This window comes from Paenibacillus sp. 37, from assembly GCF_008386395.1.
GTDB lineage: Bacteria > Bacillota > Bacilli > Paenibacillales > Paenibacillaceae > Paenibacillus > Paenibacillus amylolyticus_B.
On the sequence record NZ_CP043762.1, the window covers coordinates 440,393 to 466,586 of the forward strand.

Annotated in this window: 25 protein-coding genes and 1 pseudogene; 4 read left to right on the forward strand and 22 right to left on the reverse strand. The window is 41.8% G+C overall.

Annotation, left to right across the window (positions count from 1 at the left end; all coding sequences use genetic code 11):
- Positions 1-26 precede the first annotated feature (26 nt).
- Positions 27-350: a winged helix-turn-helix transcriptional regulator gene (locus tag F0220_RS31825; RefSeq protein WP_105599002.1), complete on the reverse strand. Its 324-nt coding sequence runs from the start codon at positions 348-350 to the stop codon at positions 27-29.
- A 144-nt stretch (positions 351-494) separates the two neighbouring features.
- Between F0220_RS31825 and F0220_RS31830 the strand changes: the two genes are divergently transcribed.
- Positions 495-1,379, forward strand: a complete 885-nt coding sequence (locus tag F0220_RS31830) for an SDR family oxidoreductase (protein ID WP_105599001.1) — start codon at positions 495-497, stop codon at positions 1,377-1,379.
- A gap of 181 nt (positions 1,380-1,560) precedes the next feature.
- Here F0220_RS31830 and F0220_RS31835 read toward each other — a convergent pair whose 3' ends face one another.
- The 7 genes and pseudogenes from F0220_RS31835 to F0220_RS31865 all read right to left on the reverse strand — a co-directional run bounded on the left by F0220_RS31835 (position 1,561) and on the right by F0220_RS31865 (position 10,240).
- Positions 1,561-3,999: a heavy metal translocating P-type ATPase gene (locus F0220_RS31835; protein WP_262928167.1), complete on the reverse strand. Its 2,439-nt coding sequence runs from the start codon at positions 3,997-3,999 to the stop codon at positions 1,561-1,563.
- Positions 4,000-4,142: 143 nt separating this feature from the next.
- A complete protein-coding gene (locus tag F0220_RS31840; protein ID WP_149847161.1) occupies positions 4,143-4,811 on the reverse strand; it encodes a response regulator in 669 nt (222 codons plus the stop codon).
- Positions 4,808-5,647: a sensor histidine kinase gene (locus F0220_RS31845; RefSeq protein ID WP_149847162.1), complete on the reverse strand. Its 840-nt coding sequence runs from the start codon at positions 5,645-5,647 to the stop codon at positions 4,808-4,810. Before F0220_RS31845 ends, F0220_RS31840 begins: the two co-directional genes overlap by 4 nt.
- A 41-nt stretch (positions 5,648-5,688) precedes the next feature.
- The gene (locus F0220_RS31850; RefSeq protein WP_188310575.1) at positions 5,689-6,420 is read right to left on the reverse strand and encodes a response regulator transcription factor; all 732 of its coding nucleotides are present in this window, start codon (positions 6,418-6,420) and stop codon (positions 5,689-5,691) included.
- 423 nt (positions 6,421-6,843) lie between these two features.
- Positions 6,844-9,311 (reverse strand): annotated as a pseudogene (locus F0220_RS31855) (FAD-dependent oxidoreductase).
- On the reverse strand, positions 9,308-9,601 hold the full coding sequence (locus F0220_RS31860) for an ArsR/SmtB family transcription factor (protein WP_149847221.1): 294 nt from the start codon (positions 9,599-9,601) through the stop codon (positions 9,308-9,310). The pseudogene F0220_RS31855 and the gene F0220_RS31860 overlap by 4 nt, the downstream one beginning before the upstream one ends.
- A gap of 198 nt (positions 9,602-9,799) precedes the next feature.
- Entirely contained in the window at positions 9,800-10,240 is a 441-nt protein-coding gene (locus F0220_RS31865; RefSeq protein WP_149847164.1) for an Lrp/AsnC family transcriptional regulator, read from the reverse strand.
- A 121-nt stretch (positions 10,241-10,361) separates the two neighbouring features.
- Here F0220_RS31865 and F0220_RS31870 point away from each other — a divergent pair, with 121 nt between their 5' ends.
- Entirely contained in the window at positions 10,362-10,910 is a 549-nt protein-coding gene (locus tag F0220_RS31870) for a cysteine hydrolase family protein (protein ID WP_149847165.1), read from the forward strand.
- A 177-nt stretch (positions 10,911-11,087) separates the two neighbouring features.
- Here the strand turns inward: F0220_RS31870 and F0220_RS31875 are convergent, their stop codons facing one another.
- From F0220_RS31875 to ytxJ, 11 genes are all read right to left on the reverse strand, one after another.
- On the reverse strand, positions 11,088-12,518 hold the full coding sequence (locus F0220_RS31875) for a 6-phospho-beta-glucosidase (protein ID WP_149847166.1): 1,431 nt from the start codon (positions 12,516-12,518) through the stop codon (positions 11,088-11,090).
- A gap of 41 nt (positions 12,519-12,559) precedes the next feature.
- Positions 12,560-14,491 carry a beta-glucoside-specific PTS transporter subunit IIABC gene (locus F0220_RS31880; protein WP_149847167.1) on the reverse strand — a complete coding sequence of 644 codons (1,932 nt, stop codon included), beginning with the start codon at positions 14,489-14,491 and terminating at the stop codon, positions 12,560-12,562.
- A gap of 107 nt (positions 14,492-14,598) precedes the next feature.
- Complete coding sequence (licT, locus tag F0220_RS31885) at positions 14,599-15,441, reverse strand: BglG family transcription antiterminator LicT (RefSeq protein WP_149847168.1); 843 nt, start codon at positions 15,439-15,441, stop codon at positions 14,599-14,601.
- 233 nt (positions 15,442-15,674) lie between these two features.
- Complete coding sequence (locus tag F0220_RS31890) at positions 15,675-16,073, reverse strand: rhodanese-like domain-containing protein (RefSeq protein ID WP_149847169.1); 399 nt, start codon at positions 16,071-16,073, stop codon at positions 15,675-15,677.
- 102 nt (positions 16,074-16,175) lie between these two features.
- Positions 16,176-16,739 (reverse strand): TlpA family protein disulfide reductase, encoded by a 564-nt coding sequence (locus F0220_RS31895; protein ID WP_149847170.1) that lies wholly within the window; start codon positions 16,737-16,739, stop codon positions 16,176-16,178.
- A 16-nt stretch (positions 16,740-16,755) separates the two neighbouring features.
- Positions 16,756-17,460 carry a cytochrome c biogenesis CcdA family protein gene (locus tag F0220_RS31900; protein WP_149847222.1) on the reverse strand — a complete coding sequence of 235 codons (705 nt, stop codon included), beginning with the start codon at positions 17,458-17,460 and terminating at the stop codon, positions 16,756-16,758.
- A gap of 52 nt (positions 17,461-17,512) precedes the next feature.
- Positions 17,513-18,193 (reverse strand): hypothetical protein, encoded by a 681-nt coding sequence (locus tag F0220_RS31905; RefSeq protein WP_149847171.1) that lies wholly within the window; start codon positions 18,191-18,193, stop codon positions 17,513-17,515.
- A 142-nt stretch (positions 18,194-18,335) separates the two neighbouring features.
- Positions 18,336-18,677 carry a thioredoxin family protein gene (locus F0220_RS31910; protein WP_145325437.1) on the reverse strand — a complete coding sequence of 114 codons (342 nt, stop codon included), beginning with the start codon at positions 18,675-18,677 and terminating at the stop codon, positions 18,336-18,338.
- 40 nt (positions 18,678-18,717) lie between these two features.
- On the reverse strand, positions 18,718-19,209 hold the full coding sequence (locus F0220_RS31915; RefSeq protein ID WP_105598995.1) for an OsmC family protein: 492 nt from the start codon (positions 19,207-19,209) through the stop codon (positions 18,718-18,720).
- Positions 19,210-19,245: 36 nt separating this feature from the next.
- On the reverse strand, positions 19,246-19,710 hold the full coding sequence (locus F0220_RS31920) for a DinB family protein (RefSeq protein WP_149847172.1): 465 nt from the start codon (positions 19,708-19,710) through the stop codon (positions 19,246-19,248).
- Positions 19,711-19,751: 41 nt separating this feature from the next.
- A complete protein-coding gene (gene ytxJ / locus F0220_RS31925) occupies positions 19,752-20,090 on the reverse strand; it encodes a bacillithiol system redox-active protein YtxJ (protein WP_149847173.1) in 339 nt (112 codons plus the stop codon).
- A 225-nt stretch (positions 20,091-20,315) separates the two neighbouring features.
- Between ytxJ and F0220_RS31930 the strand changes: the two genes are divergently transcribed.
- A complete protein-coding gene (locus F0220_RS31930) occupies positions 20,316-20,990 on the forward strand; it encodes a GntR family transcriptional regulator (protein WP_149847174.1) in 675 nt (224 codons plus the stop codon).
- 162 nt (positions 20,991-21,152) lie between these two features.
- Here the strand turns inward: F0220_RS31930 and F0220_RS31935 are convergent, their stop codons facing one another.
- Positions 21,153-22,475, reverse strand: a complete 1,323-nt coding sequence (locus F0220_RS31935; RefSeq protein WP_149847175.1) for a 6-phospho-beta-glucosidase — start codon at positions 22,473-22,475, stop codon at positions 21,153-21,155.
- A 140-nt stretch (positions 22,476-22,615) separates the two neighbouring features.
- On the opposite strand from F0220_RS31935, the gene F0220_RS31940 reads away from it, so the two are divergent.
- A complete protein-coding gene (locus F0220_RS31940; protein ID WP_149847176.1) occupies positions 22,616-23,581 on the forward strand; it encodes a LacI family DNA-binding transcriptional regulator in 966 nt (321 codons plus the stop codon).
- A 252-nt stretch (positions 23,582-23,833) separates the two neighbouring features.
- On the opposite strand, the gene F0220_RS31945 is transcribed toward F0220_RS31940, so the two are convergent.
- On the reverse strand, positions 23,834-24,682 hold the full coding sequence (locus F0220_RS31945; protein WP_149847177.1) for a BglG family transcription antiterminator: 849 nt from the start codon (positions 24,680-24,682) through the stop codon (positions 23,834-23,836).
- 93 nt (positions 24,683-24,775) lie between these two features.
- Entirely contained in the window at positions 24,776-26,182 is a 1,407-nt protein-coding gene (locus F0220_RS31950) for a glycoside hydrolase family 1 protein (protein ID WP_149847178.1), read from the reverse strand.
- Between the last annotated feature and the right edge of the window lie 12 nt (positions 26,183-26,194).

The window sequence follows — 26,194 nt, forward strand, 5'->3', positions numbered from 1 at the left end:
ATGGTGTTATCTTGTGTTCAAGGTGCTTACATATGCTGTAGACCCCAGTTTTGCAATTGTAACAAAATCGGTGTGAGACTATGTCCTTTATCTGTTAGTGAGTATTCGACACGAGGAGGCATTTCAGCATAAGCAACGCGGTTCACTAGCCCACCTTCTTCAAGCTCACGCAATTGACGCGTAAGTGTGCGATGTGTCACCGTGGAGAGCGATTTTTGTAGTTCGTTAAACCGTATAATATCTTTATTCAATAAATGGTACAAAATCAGAATTTTCCACTTGCCGCCGATTGCATTGACTGCAAATTCAACCGGACAAGTACTGCAATTTTCCAGTGGTTCGATCTCCATAAGTTTACCTCCAAAAGTATCACAAGAGATACCTGATATCCCGAATGTGCGTACTTACATAAAGTTTGTGAGTTAGTTATTATAAATATAACATTTAGTTCGATACTGAACAAATGAATGTAACTATAAGGAGCTGTTGTATATATGGAAACGATATTAGTCTATGGAGCGTCAGGGGTACAAGGTGGAGCCGTAGCAAGATTGTTAACCTCCAAAGGGGTAGCTGTTCGCACCATTACACGTCATGACAAAAACGTAACGGCTTTAAAAGAGCAAGGTATAGAGGCATTTGTAGGTGATCTGTCTGCACCAGAAACGTTGAAAGATGTTAACAGCGGTGTTAGTAAAGTCTTCTTGAATATGCCAATTGAGTATGACACAGCATTAATGAAGCAGCAAATTACAAATGCCGTTGAAGCTGCGCGACAAGCGCACGTTAAATTGATCGTTGTGAATTCGAATGGATTTTTACCAGAACAGCCAACCGACACCAAAACGTTGGATGTAAAACGAGAATTGATCGAGTACGTACAACAAAGCGGTATTCCAACTATTTTGGTAAAACCCACACTCTATATGGAAAACTTCTTGATTCCGGGTCTGATCAATAATGGAATGCTCTTCTACCCTGTACCAGCAGATAAACCGATCCCATGGATCAGCTCCGAAGACGCAGCGCAATATCATTATTATGCGCTAACCCATCCTGAGCTGGCAGGACAAGTGCTGTTAGCTCCAGGTCCGGAAGCACTTACTGGTGCAGAACTCGGCGAGCGCTTTACACAAGCGTTGGGACAAGATATAACCTTCAATTTCCTGAACTATGATGATTTTGAAACAGCTCTCTCTCCAGTAATGGGGGCGGACCAAGCAGCTGGTATTGGAGGCTTCTATCGTTGGATTGGAGCTAATATTGATTCCCTGAACTATTATGACGTGAAAGATCGCGTGGTTGTCCCTGATCTCCAACTGACCTCGCTGAAGGATTGGTTGCAACAACCGCATGTAAAAACAATTTTTGGTTCTTAAGAATAGATCCAGTAACATCGCTCTAGAATTCGTTGCAATAATACTTTAATCTCTCAGGGAATGTGCTATAGTACATTCCCTGAGAGATTATTTTATCAGCCACCCTACACTTTATGTTGTCTCTCTCTGAATCAGTCTTTGGAGCTACAAAACGGAATGACTCACCAGGTTATTAACGTAATTAAAGTTTCATTTTTTGAAGACGTAATGAATTAAGTACAACTGACACACTACTGAATGCCATCGCTGCACCAGCCAGCCAAGGAGCCAGAAGACCAATGGCAGCAATAGGAATACCTACTACGTTGTATGCGAGCGCCCAAAAAAGATTCTGTTTAATATTTCGCATCGTTCTTTTACTTAATTCAATAGCATCTGCAACACTGTTGAGATCTCCGCGCATGAGTGTAACATCCGCAGCCTCTACGGCAACGTCAGTGCCTGTTCCGATGGCCATGCCGATATTAGACACCGCTAAAGCGGGCGCATCGTTAATCCCATCACCTACCATGGCTACAATCTGCCCCATGTGCTGTAATCTCTCTACTTCAGCAGCTTTTTCCTCCGGTTGAATGCCTGCAATGACTGTGGTGATCCCGACTTGGCTTGCAACAGCACGAGCTGTGTGTACGTTGTCACCAGTCATTAACACCACTTCGATTCCCATCGCTTGAAGCCGGCTAACCGCTTGTGCAGATGTTTCCTTTACGGTATCCGCAACAGCAACCATTCCAGCCCATTCATTGTCTACTGCCACGAGCATTACTGTTTTTCCCTGACCCTCCAATTCAGACATATAGGCCAATGCTTCTGTAGGAATCTGCACCATAGCATCGGCTAGTAGTCGGCGTGTTCCAACGAGAATATCCTGGTTGTAACCACGTGCACGTACGCCAGATCCCGGAATATTCTCAAACTGTTCTGGCGTGAACATGATTTTTATATCTTTGTCTCTGATCCCCTCTATAATCGCTTGGGCGAGAGGATGTTCAGAGCTAGACTCAGCAATCCCAACCCGCTTCAACAGTTCGTTGGTTGACCAAGCCGGTGCAGACATTACATCGGTCATATCTGGTTTTCCGTGAGTAACAGTGCCCGTTTTATCGAGAATAACCGTCTGAATGTGTTGCGCAGTCTCCAGATGCTCCCCACCTTTGAACAAAATACCATATTCGGCAGCACGCCCCGAACCAGCCATTATGGATGTTGGTGTAGCTAAGCCCAGTGCGCATGGGCAGGCAATCACCAAAACTGCAATTGCTCTCTCTAGAGCAGCGCTGAATCCTTCTGAGTTTTCGAAGATCAATGACAATATAAAGGTTACCACAGCTATGCCTACGACCACAGGTACGAAAATCCCTGAAATTGAATCAGCTACGCGTTGGATCGGAGCTTTCGATCCTTGTGCTTGTTCCACGATATGGATGATCCGGGATAACGCACTATCAGCACCTACCTGAGTTGCGCGAATAACAAGACGTCCATTTTTGTTCAAGGTCGCACCGGTTACACGATCGCCAAACTTCTTATCCACAGGCAGACTTTCTCCGGTTAACATCGACTCGTCTACGGAGGAAGCCCCCTCCTCAACAATCCCATCCACAGGAATCTTTTCGCCAGGCTTCACGATGACTAGATCATTAACGAGTACATATTCGGGAAGAAGCTCTGTCTCCTCACCGTTTCGGAGAACCCGAGCACTTCTCGGAGCCAGTTGCATCAAGCTTTTAATAGATTGCGCAGATCTTCCTTTAGCCAGAGCCTCCAGCCACTTACCGAGCAATATCAATGTAATTAACACGGCGCTGGTTTCGAAATACAAATTAACAGGTCCTTGAGTGGCCGTGTTTACAACCTCTGTCACCGGGACGCTTCCTCCATGATTATGACCAGATGTACCACCGGTACTAGTTAGCGATGTTAAATATAAACTATACAAGTAAGCTGAACTTGTCCCAAGTGCGACGAGCACATCCATATTGGCACTTCGATTTTTCAAAGCTATATATGCACCTTTATAAAATTGTGATCCTAAATAGAACTGTATGGGCGTTGCAAGCAGCCATTGGAACAGTGGATTCATAAATACATCAGGAACCCATATCCAAGATGTGAACGAGAAATGTGACACCATGGCCCATAATAAGGGAAAAGACAGGACGGCTGACAAGATCCACTTCCATTTTTTGCGTTGAATCTCCTGTTCCCTCATGGATAGAGCTTCTGCCTCTGTAGCTTTTATACGTGCTTCAAAACCCAGTTGCCTGATTTTATAAATGAGGTCGGAACCTTTCAGTGTTCCAGCTACAAATTCTACATGCCCTGACTCCAGAGCCAAGTTTACATTCACACGCGTCACCCCCGGGAGACGACTGAGGCCTTTTTCGATGCGTGCTGAGCAGGCTGCACAAGTCATACCTGAAATATTTAGGTCAACGGAAGTCGAAGCAGTTCCGAAGCCTAAGTTATCTATTTTATTGCGAAGGGACTGAATATCTACTAAAGCGGGGTCATATGCTACCGTTGCTTCCTCTGTAGTTAAATTTACATTCGCCTGTCTAACACCGTTCAAGCGGGTTAGTGCTTTCTCGATCCTGGTTGAGCATGCTGCACAAGTCATACCTGTAATCTGAAGCGTAGTTTGGCGATGTCCAGCATCGTTTGCATTTGTTGGTTGCCCTGACGTGGAGCTGCTATCAATATTGTGCATAAATTTTGCCTCTCCTTATCTGTACGTTAGCCGTACATGAAATTCTTACCGTTTTATTCCGGATGTCGTTTGGCCTCCGATACAAGCCCCTGTTCCAATGCGTAACGTGTAAGTTGAACGCGATTTTGTAACTGCAACTTTTGTAATATGTTTTTCAGATGATTCTTAACCGTGTATTCAGAGATATCACATCTACCTGCAATCTCTTTATTCGTCCATCCAGCTGCCACTCCGTATAAAATCTCCAGCTCCCTGGTTGTCAGTTTAACAATGGGTTCCTTGTGTTCGATCACGTTGACTTCCTTTAGAATTTGATAAGCCACGTCCCTTGACAAGGGAGCTTCCTCGTTAATAATTGAATGCAAGTACTCTAGCCACGTCGAGGGCTCCAGATTTTTAAGCAAATAACCTTGGGCTCCGCGTTTTAGAGCTTCCAGCAAATGAAGCATATCGTCCGACACGGTTATCATGACAATTTTCACATAAGGAAACGTAAGCTTGATTCTGCGAGTTGCCTCCAGTCCATCCAAAACGGGCATTTGAATATCCATTAAAATAAGGTCTGGAAGCCACTTTTCCATGAAGTCGATTGCTTCTTGACCGTTAGAGACGATACCGATAACGTTAAAGTGATCATCCATTTCCAAAATCTCACGGATAGCTTCCCTTGCATGTGCGTGATCATCAACAACCAAAACTCTTGTTGTGGTAGTTAATGTCATGTTAGAGCCCCCTTGTGAATCTCAACGATCGTCTCTCTGTTCTCTCGATACATGTTCATGATCCATCCCATCTCATTGCAGCGTTCTTTCATAATACGTAGACCGAATTTTCCTTTTTTGGCAAACGGATCGCCATCGAACCCTTTTCCATTATCCTTAACGGTAACCTTCCAGCTATGGCTCATTCCTATCGCTGTAATTGATCCTGCTGTAGCAGAAGCATATTTGTTCATGTTAATGAGCGCTTCTCGTATACAGGCTAGCAGTTCAACCTTTTCTTTTTCATCTAGCTGCTGGTCTTTTAATTCCCAATGAATATTGATTGGCGCACGTACGTCCTTGGCCATGACATGAACTTGTTCCACAAGTGTTGATGATATTGGCGTGGAGGGTTGACTTACATCCCGATCGAGACGAAGATTAGTGATCGCTTGTCTTACATAACGATTCACTTCATGAATCGTTTTGCGTATGGACAGAATGTTCTGTTCATGCTGCTTCTCATTACGTACCTTTTCTAATTTTTCGGCTTTGACTGACAGCAAGAAAAGGGATTGGGCAATCCCGTCGTGAAGCTCACGTGCCAGCTGTTCTCGTGCTTCGAGCGCAGCTTTTTCGGAGCGTTCAATTTCCAGTTCTTTCTGTATTTTTTCTAAGATACGAAATAGTTGGGTTAATAGTGTGATACTGACGACATACACTAGAACCGGCGTTAGCCAATTGCCCAGATCCATCGAGATGTAAGGCAGAAGAAATTGATGTCTGACATATTCCCAGATGGCTACAGTGAAAGTTGGAATGAAAAGAATCATCCATTTGATTTGTTTATAGTACATAGGTAACTCCTCACAATCTGTAATCCAATTTAAGATGGCGATCACTCCGGACTGCGGAACCTATATCCGTATCCCCATAAAGTCTGAATGAACTCATTTCCTTTTGAATATTGGGCAAAAAGCTTTTCGCGCAATCGTTTGATGTGAGTATCAATAGTACGTTGATCATAAATTTCTTTGTGAGATGACTTCCATACTTGGATAAGCAATTCTTTTCGGGAAAATGCTCTTTCCTGATGTGTAGCGAGAAAATAGAATAAATCGTATTCTTTTGGCGTCAGATGTACTTCATTATCTTGTACCAAAACACGCCGAGCGGAAGGTTGGATCAGAATCTCATCAATAAGGACCTCGTTGCTTGATGTGCTCTTAAAGTCATGCATGCTGATTCCTTGTGTGCGAGCCACAATGCTTTGGATACGCAGGACAACTTCCCTAGGGCTGAACGGTTTGGAAACATAATCGTCGGCTCCTGCCTTGAAACCTTCGATTCGATCCTTTTCTTCGGAGTACTCAGACAACATGATGATCGGAATCTCATGATAGTTGTGCTTCATATATTTGCAGATCTCAATCCCATTCATATCGGGCAACGATAAATCAAGCAACATCAGATCGTAATTTCCATTGTTTAAATAACATTTCTGAATAGCTTGGCCTCCACTGGAGGCTTCGTCTACAATGAAACCCTCTTTTTCCAAATACCTTCTCATCAGCACTCGAATTCTAGTTTCATGGTCTATCAATAAAATTTTTTTGTGAATATTGGTCACGTGCTTCCCCTCCATTGCATGAACCACAGAACTTGATGCCACAGGTTTACAGAAAATCATAACTGCAGCTGGTCATTAACTGAATGGCTCTGTAGGGCTATCCGAAACATGTAATATCGTTCAAATGTAACCAAATCATGAACATAGCTGATAACCAGCTCACAACAAGTCCTAGATATCTAAATGAAAGAATAATGTAGGATCTGCTACAAAACTGTACGCATCTATCGTTGTTCTCGTGTATTGATTGTTCTTATTGATCAAAAAAGGCCGAAAAGCAGCTTTCTGTGGATAACAGAAACTGCTTTTCAGCCTTTTTCAAGTAATACAGGTAATGCCATTAAGGAGAGTATATCTTTACGGTTACCCTCTAACTTCTCTAGTACAGTGTCACTTGGTGTTCTTTGAAAGTAGGAATTGACTTTAAATAAATAGGTTATGATTCGCTTGGGATGCTTCTCCCAGATAGTAACCTACACCACCAATTGTAACTTGGTCTATTAATTCTTCACGCTGAATGCCCATTAAATCCATGGACATTTGGCAGGCTAACAACTCGGCCCCTTGTGCAACGACGGACTCTATCAATTCTTCCAAAGACGGAACATTATTATTTTTCATCAGGCCACGAATAATCTTTGGACCAACACCAAACATATTCATTTTGGACATGCCAAGCTTCTTGCTGCCACGCGGCAGCATCATATCAAACATTCGGCCAATCATGGTTTTGGATACAGGCTGCATCTGATGCTTCCGAATAACGTTCAATCCCCAAAAAGTAAAAAACATGGTTACCTTGCGTCCGCTGGCTGCTGCTCCATTCGCAATGATAAGAGAGGCAATCGCTTTATCCAGATCTCCGCTGAAGACAACCATCGTGCTAGCGGGATCATGGCTAGGTGAATCAGAAACGAGTTGCACTGAATTCTTGGCAATTACAGCCTCAATAATTCCGCCTGTGATTCGTTCCAGGTGTAAGAGTGTGGACCCAGACATGGTTGCCCATGCTTTCACATCTTCATAGAATCCTGGATCGGAAGCTTTAACCCGCAAGGTCTCTCCATTCGATAGTTGATCCATTTTCTGCTTCACTTGTATCAGTGGACCCGGACAACTTAAACCGCATACGTTCAACTCATTATCGATACGCTGTGGCTCAGTCGAAGCAGTGGGAATTGGCCCTGATTCCTTCACGCTAGCCCAGGCTCATGATGATCTGGTTTTGCAGGAGAAAATGGAGCCGGCTTAAACTGGGCTTGGCGATATGTTTTATAGCCTCCACTCAAGTTTTTCACGCTAAATCCATGCTGACGCAGGATTTGCGAAGCCGTATATCCACGTAAACCAACCTGGCAGTATACCCAGATATCTTTGGATGAGTCTAGTTCATCTAACCGCTGACGAAGCTCATCCACTGAAATATTTATTGAACCCGGAATATTCCCATTACGATGCTCCAGAGCACTGCGAACATCCAGTAGTATAGACTGGTCTGGCTGGCGCTCAGACAGCTGATCATAGGTGAACGTTTGAACACGTCCAGCTGTAATATTCTCTGCTGCGTAGCCAGCCATATTCACTGGATCTTTTGCAGAAGAATAAGGTGGGGCGTAACTCAGTTCAAGCTCGGTTAAATCTCGGATATGACCGCCAAAATGTATGGCTACAGCAATATCATCAATCCGTTTATCCACTCCGTCATAACCGACTGCTTGTGCACCTAGAATCTTACCTTCCGGTGTGAAAAGCAACTTAAGAGTAATCGCGCTGGAACCTGGATAATACGATGCATGAGAGGCAGGATGCACGATTACGGTTCTATAATCAACACCAAGACGCTTTAGTGTTTTTTCATTACTGCCTGTCGTAGCACCTGTCATACCAAATACTTTAATAATGGATGTTCCTTGTGTTCCTTTATAGGTAGAACTTAGTCCGGCAATTCGATCAGCAACAATTCTTCCTTGTTTGTTGGCAGGTCCCGCAAGTGGAATAGCTGTCTTAGTACCATGAATGGTTTCAGTTACTTCGATGGCATCCCCAACTGCATAGATATGTGGCACGCTGCTTTCCAGAGCTTCATTTACAATGATATGTCCACGTGTGCCCAGAGAAACGCCGCTACTTTTCAGAAAAGATGTATCCGGGGTTACCCCTATCGCAAGAATAACCAGGTCAGCTGTCAGAACATGACCATCAGCAAGCTCTACTCCAATGCCCTGCTCAAGGGAATGAAATCCCTGAACACGCTGGGAGAATAGCAGGTTTACACCATTTAGCTCCATTTCCTGGGCCAAAGCTGCTGCTAATTCAGGATCAAATGGGGTGAGTAGCTGTCCATTACCCTCGATTAACGTTACTTCCAATCCAGCTTCCTTTAAGTTTTCTGCCATTTCAACACCAATAAATCCACCACCTATAACGATTGATGATAGGTTGTTAGATGAATTTATTTGTTCTTTGATACGATCAATATCAGGAATGCTACGTACGGTGTAAATCAGTGGATTGTCCTTACCCGGTATATCGGGAACCATTGGTTTTGCACCTGGTGACAAAATTAACTCGTCATAGCTTTCTTCATAATGGCCACGCTCTTGGCTCTGCACTCGAACCGTACGTTTTTGCGGATCAATAGCCATGACCTCGCTTTTTGTACGCACATCAATACGAAAGCGATCTGCCATCCCTTTTGGTGTTTGTACCAGCAGACGCTCTCGCTCATCAATCGAGCCACCAATATAATAAGGTAAACCACAATTGGCAAACGATATATAGGGGCCTTTCTCAAAGATAATAATTTCGGCATGTTCATCCAGACGGCGCAGCCGTGCAGCCGCAGATGCACCCCCAGCTACACCGCCAACAATCAGTATTTTTTTGCTCATGATTCACAGTCTTCCTTTCCAAATAAAATCGTTATAATCTGTTCAACCCGTTGATCTGCAAGCACATAATTCACTTCAAGACCATTCCGCTCAGTAGCGACAATGCCGGCACTGCGAAGCTTCTGCAAGTGCTGTGATACAGTTGATTGCGGAAGATCCAGACATTCCTGCATGTATGAAACATTACATTTCTTTTTTTGCATCAGTCCACGCACAATACATAAACGAATCGGGTGAGATAAAGCTTTCAGCAGATTAGCGGGCTCGTCGAACTGTTTTAAAGTATTCATATCAAAAGCAGGTGTGGTCAAAAGTATCCCTCCTAAATCACTATAACGTAATATTACGATATAACGGTTTTGATGTCAATGTTCTCTCTTAAATTCAATTCATCACGCAATTCTTTATTCTGAGAAAAGGTATAAAACACGTTGGAAGAAGAATTATACCTTTTATGTTGTTACTTATAGAAAATTAAATACGTTTAGTCATGTAGTAGTTAAAGAATTCCGGTTTTTTATTTCTTGTATAGATAGATGTAAAGTATAATTCCCATACTCAAGAATATCGTCCAGAAAACGATTCAATTGCTCTTGAGAGCTAGTTTTAATTTTTAAATGGTAACAGCCTTCTCCCGATACGCGGTGAACCTCTAATACCTCCCTTCGATCGTCCATTAATCTTATAAACGAATGATGGTTAGCTGTTTTCATATAGAAAATGATAAAAGCTGTAAAAGTGAGTCCGATTTTCGTTTCATCAACTATTACAGAATAAGCTTTAATAACACCACACTCCTCAAGTTTTTTAATACGATTTCCTACAGCTTGTCCAGTCATATGAATCTGTTCACCTAATTCTTTCCATTGGATACGTGCATTTTCAGATAGTATCCGAAGGATCTGAAAATCAATATTATCAAGTTCCATAATAAATTCCTTTCACCATGAATTTTTTTGGGACAAAAGTGTTTCGTTAACTTATCGAATAAAATTACAATTCGATTTATGATTGTAGTGTAACAAAATATTTTATACGAGGTGGAGAATAATGAGCACAGCTCTAATTATTGTAGATATTCAAAATGATTATTTCCCGAATGGGAAGATGGAATTAAGCAATCCTGAAAAAGCAGCTTCTAATGCTGCAAAAGTGCTTGATTGGTTCAGAAAAAACCACAAGGATAATATTTTCCATGTTCAGCATATCGCAAGTGACCCAGCGATTGGTTTCTTTCTTCCAGATTCGGAAGGTGTAAAAATACATGAGGCTGTTCTACCATTAGAAAATGAAAGTATTATTAATAAACATTTTCCTAACAGCTTTTTGAATACCGAATTACAAAGCAAACTTAAAGAGAAAGAAATAACCAAAGTAGTGGTTGTAGGGATGATGACACATATGTGTATTGATGCAACCGTTAGAGCTGCAGTGGATCTCGGCTATGAAACAACACTTATTGAAGATGCATGTGCAACGAGAGAGCTATCCTATCAAAATAAGGTCGTATCAGCTGAACAGGTCCATTATGCCTTTGTCGGCGCACTTAATGGCATGTATTGCGATGTGAAATCGACTGAAGATTTCACATCGCAATAAGAAATAAACACGGTATTACAGAACACAATAGTTCAGATTAAAGTTGAAGGTGAAAAACTTCGCAACCAGTTGCAAAATTATTTTATTGTAAAATAATAAAATTAGAAAACATAAGGTCACTTCCACTCTGTCAAGCAAAGTGGGAGTGACCTTTGTTTATGTTGACCTTATTATGAATTAGGCATCCAGATTCTGACCATTTGACTCAATAACCTTCTTGTACCATTCGAATGATTTTTTCTTGGAGCGTTTTAATGTTCCTTGACCATCATCGTCCCGGTCAACATATATGAAACCATATCTTTTTTTCATTTCTCCCGTACTTGCACTTACAATGTCAATCGGTCCCCATACAGTATACCCAAGCAAATCGACGCCATCATACTCTACAGCATCTCTCATCGCTTTTATGTGCTCGCTTAGATAAGCAATTCGATAGTCATCTTCAACATATCCGCTCTCATCCGCTATATCGGCAGCACCGAGACCATTTTCTACAATGAATAAAGGTTTTTGATATCGATCATAAATGTTGTTCATCGTAATCCGCAAACCGAGTGGATCAATTTGCCAGCCCCAGTCACTAGCTTTCAAGTAGGGGTTAGGCAAGCTGGGGAACAAATTGCCTCCAATCGTATCCGTTTGTGTAGGATCTGCGCTAACCACACTGGAAGAATAGTACGAGAATCCGATAAAATCAACGGTGTGCTGTTTTAGTAACTCCTGATCCCCTTTTTCGAATGGGAGAACTATATTTTTGCGCTCAAGATCTTTGAGGGTATACGCAGGATACTCACCTCTCACCTGAACGTCAATGAAGAAGTAGCTTTGGTTCTCAACCTGCTTCGCTTTCCATATATCCTGTGGGTGGCATGTTCTAGGATACGGAGCATTGGCAGCAAGCATACAACCTACCATATTTTCCGGATCAACTTCATGGGCAATTTTGGTGGCCAACGCACTGGCTACCAGTTCATGGTGACTGGCTGTGAACTTTACAGCTTCCGCGTCTTCGTGTTCTTCAATGAACAGCCCAGCTGCTAAAAATGGCGCTTCTAAGACCATGTTAATTTCATTAAAAGTAATCCAATATTTAACCAAGCCTTTGTAACGATTAAATATCACCGTACACAGTCTTTCATAGAAATGAACCATTTTTCTGTTCCGCCATGAACCATACTCCTTGACCAAATGCATTGGAACATCAAAGTGAGTAATGGTGACGAGGGGTTCAATATTATACTTTTGGCACTCTTTGAACAAGTCTTCGTAGAATTGAAGCCCAGCCTCATTAGGCTCTGTCTCATCCCCCTTGGGAAAAATACGACTCCACGCAATCGACAAGCGATATACCTTGAAACCCATTTCGGCAAACAAGGCAATATCTTCTTTAAAATGGTGATACATATCGATTGCTTCTTTGGCAGGATAGTAATAATTTTCGTCAAAGTCAAACATTTTAGTTTTCCCCATAAGAACACTTTCTCGCACGTCGCCAGTCGGGCTCAAATCAACGTTTGCTAGCCCTCTGCCGTCCGCATTATAAGCTCCCTCTGATTGGTTAGCCGAGGTTGCTCCTCCCCATAAGAACCCATCTTTAAATCCCAAATTTATCGTCTCCCTCTATTATGAAATATATAATTATTCTCTTACAACAAGCCTGTCAGCAGCACATCACCTGCGTTCACTTTATTTGCTTTGGTCTCGACGATTTCCAGATAATTCTCCGTGTTCGTAACAATCATTGGCGTTTCTACGGAGTATCCTTCTTTCTCGATCTCGGCAATGTTAAATTCGACCAGTTTCTGCCCCTGTTGCACAATGTCCCCTTCTTGAACGAAGCTTTCAAAATGCTTTCCTTTCAATCGAACGGTGTTAAAACCAATATGAATCAATACTTCCATTCCTTCATCCGAAATTATTCCAACGGCATGCTTGGTCGGGAAGAGAGTAACGATTTTTCCGGCAAAGGGGGCAAACAGTTCGCCTGTAGAAGGGCGAATCCCAATCCCACGGCCTAATAGTTCTTGCGAGAAAGCTCCATCCTGCACGTCTTTAATCGGAATGATGTCCCCGTTCATCGGACTGAGCATCGTATGTTTTTTTCCAGTCGAAGACATCGATTGAGGTGGCTCTACAGACAATGTAGCAGAGTCAGCTTCTGGCTTATCATCCTTGAACATGACGAGTGTTAATGCAAATGAGACAATCATGGCAAACACTACACCAATAATGGCAATCATAATATTAGACGTGCCTGGTTCATTAGGGTCGAACATCGTCAAAAACTCAAATATACCAAATCCACCAAAAGTAAACTCTCTAAGGTTGTACAGTCCATAAAATCCGCCGGCAACGCCCGAAACGATACAGCTCATAATAAACAGCTTCTTGCGCGGCAGGATAATACCGTAAACGACCGGTTCAGTGATGCCAAACAATGCAGAAATGGCCGAAGGGAAGCCTAGAGCCTTAAGCTTTTTATCCTTGGTTTTCACGATAATTGCAAGCACAATGGCCAACTGGGCAAAAGATGTTGCAAAGACTGAAGCCATGATGGTGTCGTAACCCATGCTCGTAATGTTGTTAATATATAAAGGGATGAGTCCCCAATGCAGTCCGAACACGACAAGTACTTGCCAGGAGATCCCCAAAAGGAATCCTGCAAATAATGGACTTGCGTCTCGTGCCACCAGTATGCCTTGAGCAATCAATTCAGACGCATAACTCGCAACAGGTCCGATCAATAAGAAGCCCAAGGATAAGGAAATCAGCACCGTGACCATCGGTACCATGAAAAATTTAATCGCACTCGGAACAATTTTATCCAGCGTACGTTGAACTTTAGAAGCAAAGTAAACAACGATGATGATTGGGAGAACAGTGGATGTGTAGTTCATGCTGATCAATGGAACGCCGAACACATCCAGATAAACCGGAGAACTGAAGGCAGATCCGCTGAATAGCGTGTAAAGTGGCTCTCTGGATCCTGCCAAGGCATCCAACTGAATAGCAGGGTAACACATAGCTAATCCAATGAGTATACCGATAAAGGGTTGTACTTTAAACTTGTTAGCAGATGTATATCCCAAAAATACAGGGAGGAACATGAACATAGCATCCCCCATGGTATTAATGATCATATATGCCCCGCTATCCGTTGTATAAAGATGTAGTGTGCTGAACAACGTATTGAAGCCTTTCAGCATCCCCGCAGCTAATAGAATGCCGAGAATAGGTTGAAACAAGTTTGATATTACATCAACAAAAGCGTCCAGTGGCTTTTTCTTTTTAACAACTTTTTCGGTTGAAGAACTCGTATTGTCTGGATTCAGTTTAGCCAGTGAGCTGACCTCCGAATAAACTTCAGAAACATGATTTCCAATAACGACTTGATATTGCCCACCTGAACGTAAGACAGTTACTACCCCGTCCAGCTTTTTCATAACTTCATCATCGGGTATGGAATCGTCCTTCAGATGAAATCTTAACCTTGTAACGCAATGTGTGAGGTCACCAATGTTATCTGGTCCCCCTACTTGATTCACAATCTCTTCCGCTAACTGTTGATATTTTCCCATTATGTTCTCCTCCATATTCTAGCTGAAACAGCATAGTGAAGGGTTTGGCCAACTTAATGTCACCATCCTGGCTTGCTCTTAAACCCTCACCTCCTTTCATGGTTACGTTATGATCTTGTCTTATACACCACACGTTGAATGTGGACCGTCAAATACAGCTTTTCTTCACCCGTAAGGCTGTAATTGTAGTTGTTTTTGATGTAGGTCTCGATTTTCCCGACACAACGAAACGCATTCTGATGTTTCTCTTTTATCACATCCAGAAGATCCTGATCGCTTTCATTCTCATGCAAATTTCCACTGATTAATCGTTGAGCAAAAAATTTCAGATGCGTAATAAATCGATAGAATGCTACGGATTGCTCATCGAATTCAATTTGAAAATAATACCTGACAATGTCGCTAATTTCCTGAATGATTTTAGTCACTCTGTAGATATCCTGACTTTCTTGGCGATCCTCCGCATTGACGATGTGCAAAGCAAGGAAACCAGCCTCATCTTCCGGAAACTGAATATCAAAAGACTCCTTGATGAATTGAAGCGCCTTCAAACCAACTTTATACTCATCCGCGTAAAACCGTTTAATATCCCAAAGTAAAGCATTTTTGAGGGAGATCCCGTCTTTGAAACGGCTTACGGTTGAGAAAATATGGTCGCTGAGCGATATATATACACTATCATTCAGTTTTTTGCCTAGCGTCATTTTTGCGAAATTTATGATTCTATCCGCAACATCGAAGTAATCTAAAGGGATTTCCGTCAGAAGTTCCTGGAATTTGATAAATGCCTCCTTGGTAGAAAGGGAGTAAATTTTATCAATGCTTTGCTCGTCAAGAGCATCGCCTATTCTCTTTTGGTAAGCAATTCCTTTGCCCATCACAATGACTTCCTGGCCCAATTTATCTTGTGTAACCGCCACATTATTGTTAAGGATCTTAAGAATAATCATCTCATTTCCCCCTTAATACAAATAAAAAGACCCACCCGCACATCTCGAAATAAACGCTAAATATAGCGCAAATTCACGATGTGCAAGCAGGTCTAGCTTGTAATTAAACAATCACTATCCTTAACTCGCATTCTCATTATAGCCTCGGACGAAAGATTTAGCAATAACCATTTTAATTTGTTCAACTGCTTGTTTTTGCCTTAAATCTGTTGCACAGCCATTAATGAAACGCTTCATTGCATACATGGACACGGAGATGCCACGTTTCCCTTATTAGTTGAAAGAAAACCACCTCTAACAGCATACAACTGCCGAAAGCCCCGACGTGCCAGAATTCTGGCAGCTTTTTTTCGCTGAATCCAACTGCGGGAAAAGATGAATACTTCATCATGCGGCTCAATATGTTTGCTCCACAATACAGGCAGTCTGCCAACCGAGATATTTATTGTGCCCGGAATATGACCAGTCCAATACTCGCTCGCGTCTCTGACATCCAGGATTTTCACCTTTCCCCAACGTTCTTGAGTGAGGTCCAAGTCCTCGATATTAATATAAGTAAGGGAACGCAGAGGCCATAGTTGAGTCAGTCCCCATATACCCTCCAGCCCCAATAAGATATAAATCAATGTCATCGTACTATCCCTTCCTCCACAAAATTGCAAGACCTGAAACTTGCTTGAACTTTTTCCCCAAGCTACGTGACAATGCCAGACATCCTTCTTACCAAAAGCGTTTCAATTCATGGAATCCATCGCTGTTTTCATCGTATCGTACGTAATTGCACCTTGAAATTTTTGGCGAATAACCCCACTGGAATCAATCATATAGGTGGTCGGGTACGAGTGGATCGCAAATAAATCAGCTACCCGTGCCTTCTCATCTTTCAAAATAGGGAAGGTTACATTATATTTTCGAAGGAATGTTGACACCTCCTCTATCGAATCTTCCGTATAACTCAAATTGATCCCTATGACGACAACGTTCTGATCTTTATACTCTTCATGAAATTTCTCGATATGTGGCATTTCGGCACGACACGGCGGGCACCAAGTGGCCCAGAAATTTAGCAAAACCCGTTTTCCCTTCAATTCAGTCAGCGACATTTCTTCGTTATCCAGGGATGCCAGCTCAAAATTTGGTGCAATTTTGCCCACCTGGATGCCTGTTTCTATGCCGTTGATACCGTTCGCGTTATCATGAAGCTTCAATTCATTTTGTTCGCGCAGATGATCGTAGATTCCCCATACAACCAAGCCTGTCAGAAAAACGCCAACGAGCATATTACGAATATTTTTCACGAGCAGTAGTCCTCCATTAGAAACTGAAAAATGAGTACTTGGCAAGCATTGCACTTAATCGTTGGAAACTCCCGGTATACAGCATAACGCCCAAAGCCACCATGATGGCTCCATTGAATATGCTCAACAGAGGAAGGGCCCGATTAATGAGCTTAACGATTGATAGCGAAAATGTAACTAAAAGTGAAATAAGCAAAAAAGGAATACCCAAGCCTAATGAATAAGCCGCTAAGAAACCAATCCCTTGATATAGGGATTCAGAAGAACCAGCCAAGATTAATATGGAGGATAATGCGAGTCCTACACACGGCGTCCAACCTGCACCAAAGGCCAGTCCGAGAAAAAAGGAACCGAACCAGCCACCATATTTTTTTTCGTTTTGCAATGGCTTGGAATTCATCAATAACTTGAGTTTCAGCAAACCCATCATCTGCAATCCGAATACGATAATTAAAATACCGCCGAACTTCTCGATTAATTCCCTGCGCATAGAAATGAAACTCCCGATGGCACTAGCGGAAGCTCCCATCAATACGAAAATAACGCCAAAACCAAAGATAAAACCGATCGATCGGAGGAATAATTGTTTCCGATTCGCCGCAATCCTTCCTGCTTCAACCATTGTATCCGAGATATGTGAAACATAAGCAGGTACAAGCGGGAAGACACAAGGGGAGAAAAACGAAAGCGCACCTGCTGTAAATGCTACTAAAAGCGTCACTTGTTCCAAATCGTCACTCCTTCACGGACCAGATTCCCCCGTGGAATAAAAATCAATCGTGTTCGGTTCGCCTCTCCAGCATGATTTTAGTCAAAAAAGAGATGCATGCTGCACTAAGAAAAAACAGCTGTTCAGCGGCAATTCCGTGTACAACAAATTCATTGTTTCCGTCCACAAAGGCAATCACTGCTCTGCCCACGCTGTACCATAAGACGGTTACTACCAATCCTAGAAAAGACAACATTCGTTTGTTGCTGAATTTGAATTGAGTGATGCCCATAACCAAGCCGAGCAAGCCTAACGCTAAAGATCGAACTCCTCCTTGGAGAAGGATAGAATATAACAGACCATACAAGGCTGATGAAGCCAGGTAGAACGTCAGCAAGAGGTCAGGGAACATAAAGAAAGAAAGTTTCTTTCTCCACGTATGAATCATCAACACGATGCAGCCATACAAGGCAGCAATCCAGAGGCCATTTGTTCCTCCGTTAAAGTAGATCAGGGACAACGGATCGTGAATGACTAGCTGAAAGTCCAAAATCAGCGGGCTGAATTTCCAAATAAAGAGACCTGCAATCAAAATGTTTGTCATGAGATGATCGATCGAAGTTCCTTCAACGTTTCGCAGTACATGCAGACGCCATTTTAAGACCAAATACCCTGCAAGTACGGAAGCACTAACGATCAACATTTCCAGGCTAATATTGAAAGGACCAATTGTAATAAACTGCAAGGCATATCTCCTATTCGAGTGCACAGTCGGCACAAGTAATCAACGGGAAATGAATCAAGCTGGCTCCAAATCTGATGGGTGCCAGCTTGATTAAGTGTGACTTTTGCCCGCTGTTGTTCCCAAGAGTTCAGATTTATTGGGTTTACATGGACTGGGTGTACAGTTCATATATCTGATCCAGTTTATGCTTAAGCTCGTTAAAGCGAACAAATCGATCTGCTCTGACATATTCCTTCTGTTCTATGATCAGCAACATGATTGGAGCTGTGAAAATCATATATTTCTCTGCTATGCTCTCTACATTGTGAATGTCGATATGCCCCAATTGAATCTTAGGATATTCTTCTAATAGCATTCTGATCTTAGGGAGCAATGCATGACAAACACTGCAATTTGTTTGAGATACATATAAAAAACTTAATTCATGTTCACTAACAAACCGTTCCACCATATCTAGCGAAGCTAATTCCATCATTTCTTTCATATCTGTATCCTCACTGACGAACCTGCATTATGAATGAACGTCAATCCCAGTTTAGTTGATTTTCCTCAATGTATTGACTTACTACATCTGTACCAGATTCAATCTCTACTTTGCCTTCTACTTCAATCTGAACACCTGCTTTTTTGAGCAGATTTCCTACTTCACACACTTGCTCTGCGCTAATCATGATTTTGCGCACAGACTGAATCTGCTCTTCAGTGGAATTCGCGGACAAAATAACTTGAGGAAGATGGACAATTCGAAATCCTTCTTCTTTGGAATTTACAGCCTCTGTGTTCATCACTATTCCAGTAACTGACAGTTGCTTCTGTTCCAACATATACACGAGTGTCATGATGTAACAAGTAGTGGCAGAGGAAACCAACAATTCTTTAGGATTGGCTCCTTCCCCACTCCCTCCCGAAGACTCGGGAATCGCGATATTCGTTTTAAGATAATCTGCCTTCAGTCTACCGCTACCTTTAGTGTCTTTATACCATGCAGTGTTCAAATTAGATTTCATATCGGCCATGTCGATCCGCTCCTTTTATTATCCAGTCAGTTTCCCTTAGACGATGCGCTTTAAGGCATGGATGAATCCCGTATGCATCGCTTCGTGATACAGGGCTAAGTTACACACTTCCCCCATGCTATTCAATTGGAGAACAGGTCCCAATTTCAATGGTTCTGGCAGAGTTTCATCAGAATAAATCTCTACGTGTTGTTTGATGCGTACAACCTGATCCTGCAACTGCGCAAGTAATGTTGACAACGGAATGGGCTCACCTGTCCAGTCAAAGGGTTTGGTACCGGGAGCGAACAAGCTGGTATATTCCTTAGGTAGGCCAGAAGTTTGGAGATTGTTGAAAATAAACATTTCAGCTACTGTAAGAATGTGCCCAACATTCCAACGTATCGTGTTACTGAATCCGACGGGTTGTTTGTCGGCGCTTGTTTCGGATACCGATTCCAATACTTTGTATAAATTTCCGCGAGTGATATCTAACTGTTTGGCAAAGTGTGAATAATTCATTGTATACCATCCTTCATTTTAGGTTTATAAAGTAGTAGTTATTAGTTCAAAACAGCGGCTATGTGTTCTTTTGTAATCGACCAATGAGAGGCAGTCCAGAATTTCTCTTTATTATTAACATAGATAATTTGAGGAGATTCATGTTTAACATCAAGATCCTGAGTAATTTGATTAGACACATGTCGCGATTCAAAGACCTTAACAAGATAAAAATCAATGTCTTCAGTGTGGCTCTCTTTGATGTACTGTTCGTATTCCGCTAGTGCATTCGCACTCACTGGGCATGTAGTGCTATGCTTAAGTATTATCTTTCCGCGTTGATCCGACTGTTCCAATATTTCTTTCCATTGGTCCAGTGTCGATATCTCTTTCCAGTTCAACAAAATCACTCCTTAGTAGAATAATCATTTCTTGATGTCTAGTTACATAGTTAATTGGTTAACTAGGATAATGTTATTCGAATGATTTATATTTGTCAAGATGATCTGTTCTCATATAAAACCATTATTCCTATTGTTTTACGCCCTTCATTGATTTTTGTGAACGATTGTTTTAATATTGAGCTTATCTAGAACACTAGTTAACCCAGAAAGTTGGATGGTTATATGGAACATTCTCGTTTGCCCTTCAAAACAGATCCTCAATCTCCACTGCCTATTAATGTGCAAATTAAAGAACAAATTAAATGGCTGATCAGTAAAGACTTTCTGAAAGCGGATGATGCTTTGCCTTCAACGAATGAATTAGCGGAGCAGCTCTCTGTTAATAGAAACACGATACAGTGGATATATTCACAGCTCAAAGAAGAAGGACTGCTGATCATGCAAAAAGGACGAGGAACTCGAATAGCTAATGAAGACCGGATAAAGGAATTCAAGCAGCAAAATCCTTATTTTTCATTCGTGGAGAAGACCGTAAAAGACGCATTTGAACAAGGTTTCAATCTAGAAAATGTCATGTTGTCAGGATTTGCATATACACAATTATTTGGAGCCAAACACGAGAAGAAGAAGCGTTACCTTTTCATTGAATGCAAAACTATGGCCTGCCTGTTTTATCTGGAGGAAATCCAGCGTCGTTCATCGGCAGACATTCAATCGATTGATATTTCATCACCAGACGAGGAGCTTTTTCAAGCTATACAAAAAGCGGATGTGGTAGTTACCGTGAACGAAATGACGGAAGTTGTAAAAAAGAAAGCTGGATCTTCAGAAACAAAAATAATATCTGTAAGCTCGTCCCAAGATGTGACTCTTTTATTCGACATGCTTTTACAATAAGAGCAAACGTATACGATTAGATTCACTTTTTTATGTAAGTAATTACTCAGAATATCCCTGAACTCGGTACGAATTAATCCACCCCGTTGAATTCAGGGATATTCTGTATTATCAAGTGACTAATGCTGATGAATATTCGTGATCTTGTTAACCATTTTTACTTTATTGATGAAACTGTGGTAAATAAGCTCGGTGAGCTTCAAGCAACTCATCCAGCAAGGCCTTTGCTGTGTCGCCACTTTGAACAAGCGGATTTATGATAAATGCTTGTAATGCCGTAGCATAATCGCCTGTCACAGCGGCTTCTATAGTGAGTTCTTCCATAGCTTTCATAACTTGCAACAATCCTCGTTGTGCGGGTGGGAATGAGCCGAAATGGACTGGTTCTGCACCGTGAGAAGTAATCATGCTTGTAATTTCAATGGCACTCTCACTTGGCAGATCACTGATTGCCCCGTTGTTCCGAGTGCTTACAACCATTCGAGTTCCTTTATCGTTATAAATGGAATTAATGATTTCGCATGCAGCATCACTATAATGCGCACCACCTCTTTTTTCCAACTCTTTCGGTTTGTAATCCAGCTCCGGATTTCTGTACAGTTCAAAAAGGCTTTCTTCCAACTGTTTAACGACTTGACCGCGACTACCTACTGTGTTTACTTCTTCCAGCTCTTCCCGGATCATGGCATCCGTCATGTAGTAGTAACGGTGGTATGGACAAGGAAGCATTTCCAGTTGGAGAACCTGTTCGTGCAAAAATCGCATATTTTTGATATTCTCAACCATTTTATCCGCTTTGGCTTCCGGTCCGTACATTTTATCGATTGCCTCAAGGGTAAGATCTTGTCCTGACTTATCGTAAATCTTGTGCCAGTGCAGATGGTTAATGCCCGCAAATTTGAAGAACAATTCTTCCTCCTGTTTTTCCAATACGGCTGATTCAATTTTGGTGGACATAATAGGAACATTGCATAGTCCGATCACTTTGTCCCACTTTCCGTAACGGAGAACCGCTTCCGTAACCATGCCTGCAGGATTGGTGAAGTTAATGAGCCATGCATCCGGACAGAGTTCTTTCATATCATTAACAATGTCTAAAATTACCGGAATGGTTCGAAACGCTTTAAGCATGCCTCCTGCCCCATTTGTCTCTTGTCCAATCATTCCATATTTATTGGGAATAGTTTCGTCCTTGATACGGGCATCCATCAACCCAACTCTAAGTTGTGTAGTTACAAAGTCTGCATCCGTTAATGCTTCCCGGCGATCTAGCGATAAATGAACTTCACAGTCGATTCCTGCGGCTTTTACCATGCGTTTAGCCATGGCACCAACGACCTCGAGTTTTTCCTTCCCCGCCTCGATGTCCACAAGCCATAATTCTTTGACAGGAAGTTCATGATGACGTTTGATAAATCCTTCCATGAGTTCCGGTGTATAGCTGGAACCACCGCCGATTGTTACAATTTTTAATCCTTTTTTCATATCTATTACCTCCTGATGTAAGAGTATTTGAATCATAGTTGTACTCTAATTTGTGTAATGCATTACATGTCAAGCATCAATACCACGATTTATTTATAAGCTCATTGAGATGGCGAGATTACAACAAAGAGGTGGACTACATGGCAAATATCAGCGAGATTGCCCGTTTGGCGGGTGTATCCACTGCAACCATTTCACGTGTTATTAATAGGCATCCGTACGTAAGCGAATCAACCAGAAAGAAAGTAATTGAAATCATGGAACAACTGGATTATGTACCTAACGGCAATGCAATATCTCTAAAAAAGGGCGCTACCTGTTTGATTGGAATTGTTGCAGTCGCTTTCAATCCGCTACTTATCAGATTCATGCAGGCCTTCACCCAGTCTGCCGAGAAACACGGATTCAACATCACTCTGTTCATTACGAATGGTCAGGTAGAGAAAGAACTGGTGGCACTCGAAATGCTGAAACGGAAACAACTGGACGCTATAGTATGCGTGCTCCGAAGCAATGAGTGGAAGGTTATCGAATCCTATACCAAATATGGCCCGATCGTCACGTGGCAGCGGCTTGAAAACAGTTATATCCCCTCTGTGTTTATGGATCAATATGAAGCATATAGGATTGGACTCGAACACTTATACCTCAAAGGATACAGAGAGATCCTTAGTGTATATCCCATATCTAACGGACTTAACACAAAAGAGCGCATGAGAGCATACGCTGACTTTATTACCAAATATAAATTGACGGTGGACTTCCCGAATTTTCAGGATAAGATTTATGTGCGAGACGGAGAAGAACTTGCAAAATGGTGGATTGCACAAACAAACAGACCTGATGCTATTTTTTGTGCTAATGATGAGGTTGCAGCCGGATTTATTGCTGAACTACGGAGGTCTAAATTTTCGGTTCCAGGGGACGTTGGGATCATCGGATTTGATAATACCGAGGTGGCTCATTTATTCGATTTGACGACAATTCATTATCCAGTTGATCAGCAAGCAGAGAATGCTTTCACGATTATTCAAAACATGCTTGATACCACTACCAAAGAGTTAATCCCTCTGAAATATACTTTAGTTGAACGACAATCAACATGACTATCACAATATTATCACCCCACATTTTTTATGAAATGATCTGGAGTTTAATTGGACTTTTTCTCTCACTTGGTCGTTTCTATCTAGAAGGTGTGAGTACAGGTAGCCTTGCTTTTGCCGGTTCGCACTGGCTTGCCACAATTCTGAAAGCCATATGGAATCCGATGGAGTTTTTGGGTTCTCCCAGAAAAACATACGAAAAACCACTAAATCGGCAGTACGATTTAGTGGTTACTCATTTTGAAAATTCAGTCACCCGAGCTGATTGTAGTTAATTAACCTATGCAGATGTACTGCGAGGTATGCCAACTCTTCGTTTGGCACAGCTTTTCCGTAAACTTGCTCAATATATTCTCGGATCTTAAATGCCCCTGACATGGCCTCAGGATGCAAGCAAGCGATATGCTCGAATAGAACGTGGCTCTCATCATTCAACATCTGACCTGAATAAAATCGTTCCACAAAAAAATTGATATGGGTGATAAACCGACTGTAATGAACATTATCATCGTCCATCTCAATATTAAACGTATACTTAGCCAGGTTAACGATGCTTCCGATCATCTTGGCAAATTTCATTCCGTCGGAAGAGTCACTGTGCTCCCCTTGAGCATTAATTAAATGAAAAGCAATATTAGCTGCTTCCTCAACAGGTAGATCCGTTTGTAGAGTTTGATTCATCAGCTGAAGAGCAAACACGCCCACTTTATATTCTTTGGGATAATAAGTTTTGATTTCCCAATATACCCGATTTGTTATATTGATGTTTTTCTTGTGCCTTTCCACCGCAAAACTCAAATGGTCCATCAGCATAAAATAAACACTCGCGTTAAGGGTAACCGAAAGCTCTTTCTCCGCATACGTTACGATCTTTTGTGTTAGTTCCACAAACACTGGAGAAATGGTGTCCAGAAGACCAAGAAATTCTTTAACTTTAATGTTTTCGACGGGAATGAAAATTTGATCTGCTTGATGCTCCTCAATAGCAGTCCCCATTTTCCTTCCGTATCCAATGCCTTTGCCCAGAAGGATAAATTCATTTTTTTGCTGATCCTCTGCTAAAACCACATTTGAATTCAATACTTTTTTTATCTTCTTCATTTGATCACCTCTTCCATTTCACTAATCTAAAGGGAATTTAAACGATTTAGATAGCAAACTACACAAAGAACAAGGCGATTACGAACAACATCATTAACCGAGATCGCTACCATTCGACTGAATCACTTGCTGATACCAAAAGAACGAGTCTTTCCTGATTCGTTGAAATGTCCCATTTCCATAATCATCCACATCCACATATATTAGTCCGTATCTTTTCTTCATTTCACCCGTGCTCGCCGAGATAATATCGATCGGTGACCACATGGTATACCCCATTACAGGAATACCGTCGATCTCAATGGCCTTTTTCATCTGCTCTATATGTTGGCGCAAATAATCGATTCGATACGAATCATGGATACTCCGGTCTTCCTCGACTTTGTCGACCGCGCCCATTCCATTCTCCACGATCATCAGCGGAATTTGATAGCGGTCATAGAGTAGATTTAACGAATACCGAAGTCCCATCGGATTGATAGTCCATCCCCATTCTGTTGTTGGCAGATAAGGGTTTGTGTATCCTGTTTTCACTCCATTTAGTCCTTTAAACTCTGTACTGGTGTCCTTCCCGACGACATGTGTTAAGTAATAACTGTACGACAGAAAGTCAACTTTTCCTTTCAATAATTGTTCCAAATCATCTTCCAGAATAGGCAAAACAATCCCCTGCCGTTCAAATTCCTTTAACTTGTATGCCGGATAATAACCTCGACATTGTACGTCGCAATAAAACAACATCTTCTGCATGAAATCAGCATTAGCTTGCATATCTTCGGGATCACAACTGTTGGGATACGAAAAGTGTCCAGCATACATCATTCCGACTTTATTTTCCGGGTCAATCGCATGCGCAAGCTGAACAGCCTTAGCGCTAGCTAGAAACTGATGATAGGCTGCAGTCATTCTTGTCTGCTCATCATCCGAATTAATCCCCCCAGCCATCCAGGACTTAGTTGACATAACATTAATCTCATTAAATGTAATCCAGTACTTTACCTTGCCTTTATAGCGATTAAAAATAACTTGACAGTAGTTTAAATAAAAGTCAACTACCTTGCGATTTTCCCACGAACCATATTTCAACAATCCAAGTGGTGTTTCGAAATGGGATATTGTGACCAACGGCTCAATCCCGTATGCTCTGCATGTATCGAATACTCGATCGTAATATTCTAATCCCGCCTCATTTGGAGCTTTTTCGTCTCCATTAGGGAAAATACGTGTCCAATTAATGGACAGGCGATAACACTTAAATCCCATCTCGGCAAACAAAGAAAGATCTTCCTTAAAACGATTGTAGTGATCAATACCAACATGACTCGGATAGTATTCGCCTTCCTTAATACTTTCAGTAATTTTTCTGGGAGAATCCAAATCCCCTGAAGTCATTACATCAGCCGTACTTAACCCTTTACCGTCTTTTAAAAATGCTCCTTCACACTGGTTGGCGGCTGTTGCGCCGCCCCATAAGAAATGATTCGGAAATCCTTGTTTCATTATTACTTTCCC

Bases quoted from the DNA above. Each gene is read 5' to 3' on its own strand.
- F0220_RS31825 (WP_105599002.1), bottom strand. From the start codon at position 350: ATGGAGATCGAACCACTGGAAAATTGCAGTACTTGTCCGGTTGAATTT.
- F0220_RS31830 (WP_105599001.1), top strand. From the start codon at position 495: ATGGAAACGATATTAGTCTATGGAGCGTCAGGGGTACAAGGTGGAGCC.
- F0220_RS31835 (WP_262928167.1), bottom strand. From the start codon at position 3,999: ATGACTTGTGCAGCATGCTCAACCAGGATCGAGAAAGCACTAACCCGC.
- F0220_RS31840 (WP_149847161.1), bottom strand. From the start codon at position 4,811: ATGACATTAACTACCACAACAAGAGTTTTGGTTGTTGATGATCACGCA.
- F0220_RS31845 (WP_149847162.1), bottom strand. From the start codon at position 5,647: ATGTACTATAAACAAATCAAATGGATGATTCTTTTCATTCCAACTTTC.
- F0220_RS31860 (WP_149847221.1), bottom strand. From the start codon at position 9,601: ATGAATACTTTAAAACAGTTCGACGAGCCCGCTAATCTGCTGAAAGCT.
- F0220_RS31865 (WP_149847164.1), bottom strand. From the start codon at position 10,240: ATGGAACTTGATAATATTGATTTTCAGATCCTTCGGATACTATCTGAA.
- F0220_RS31870 (WP_149847165.1), top strand. From the start codon at position 10,362: ATGAGCACAGCTCTAATTATTGTAGATATTCAAAATGATTATTTCCCG.
- F0220_RS31880 (WP_149847167.1), bottom strand. From the start codon at position 14,491: ATGGGAAAATATCAACAGTTAGCGGAAGAGATTGTGAATCAAGTAGGG.
- licT (WP_149847168.1), bottom strand. From the start codon at position 15,441: ATGATTATTCTTAAGATCCTTAACAATAATGTGGCGGTTACACAAGAT.
- F0220_RS31890 (WP_149847169.1), bottom strand. From the start codon at position 16,073: ATGACATTGATTTATATCTTATTGGGGCTGGAGGGTATATGGGGACTG.
- F0220_RS31910 (WP_145325437.1), bottom strand. From the start codon at position 18,677: ATGAAAGAAATGATGGAATTAGCTTCGCTAGATATGGTGGAACGGTTT.
- F0220_RS31915 (WP_105598995.1), bottom strand. From the start codon at position 19,209: ATGGCCGATATGAAATCTAATTTGAACACTGCATGGTATAAAGACACT.
- F0220_RS31920 (WP_149847172.1), bottom strand. From the start codon at position 19,710: ATGAATTATTCACACTTTGCCAAACAGTTAGATATCACTCGCGGAAAT.
- F0220_RS31930 (WP_149847174.1), top strand. From the start codon at position 20,316: ATGGAACATTCTCGTTTGCCCTTCAAAACAGATCCTCAATCTCCACTG.
- F0220_RS31935 (WP_149847175.1), bottom strand. From the start codon at position 22,475: ATGAAAAAAGGATTAAAAATTGTAACAATCGGCGGTGGTTCCAGCTAT.
- F0220_RS31940 (WP_149847176.1), top strand. From the start codon at position 22,616: ATGGCAAATATCAGCGAGATTGCCCGTTTGGCGGGTGTATCCACTGCA.
- F0220_RS31945 (WP_149847177.1), bottom strand. From the start codon at position 24,682: ATGAAGAAGATAAAAAAAGTATTGAATTCAAATGTGGTTTTAGCAGAG.
- F0220_RS31950 (WP_149847178.1), bottom strand. From the start codon at position 26,182: ATGAAACAAGGATTTCCGAATCATTTCTTATGGGGCGGCGCAACAGCC.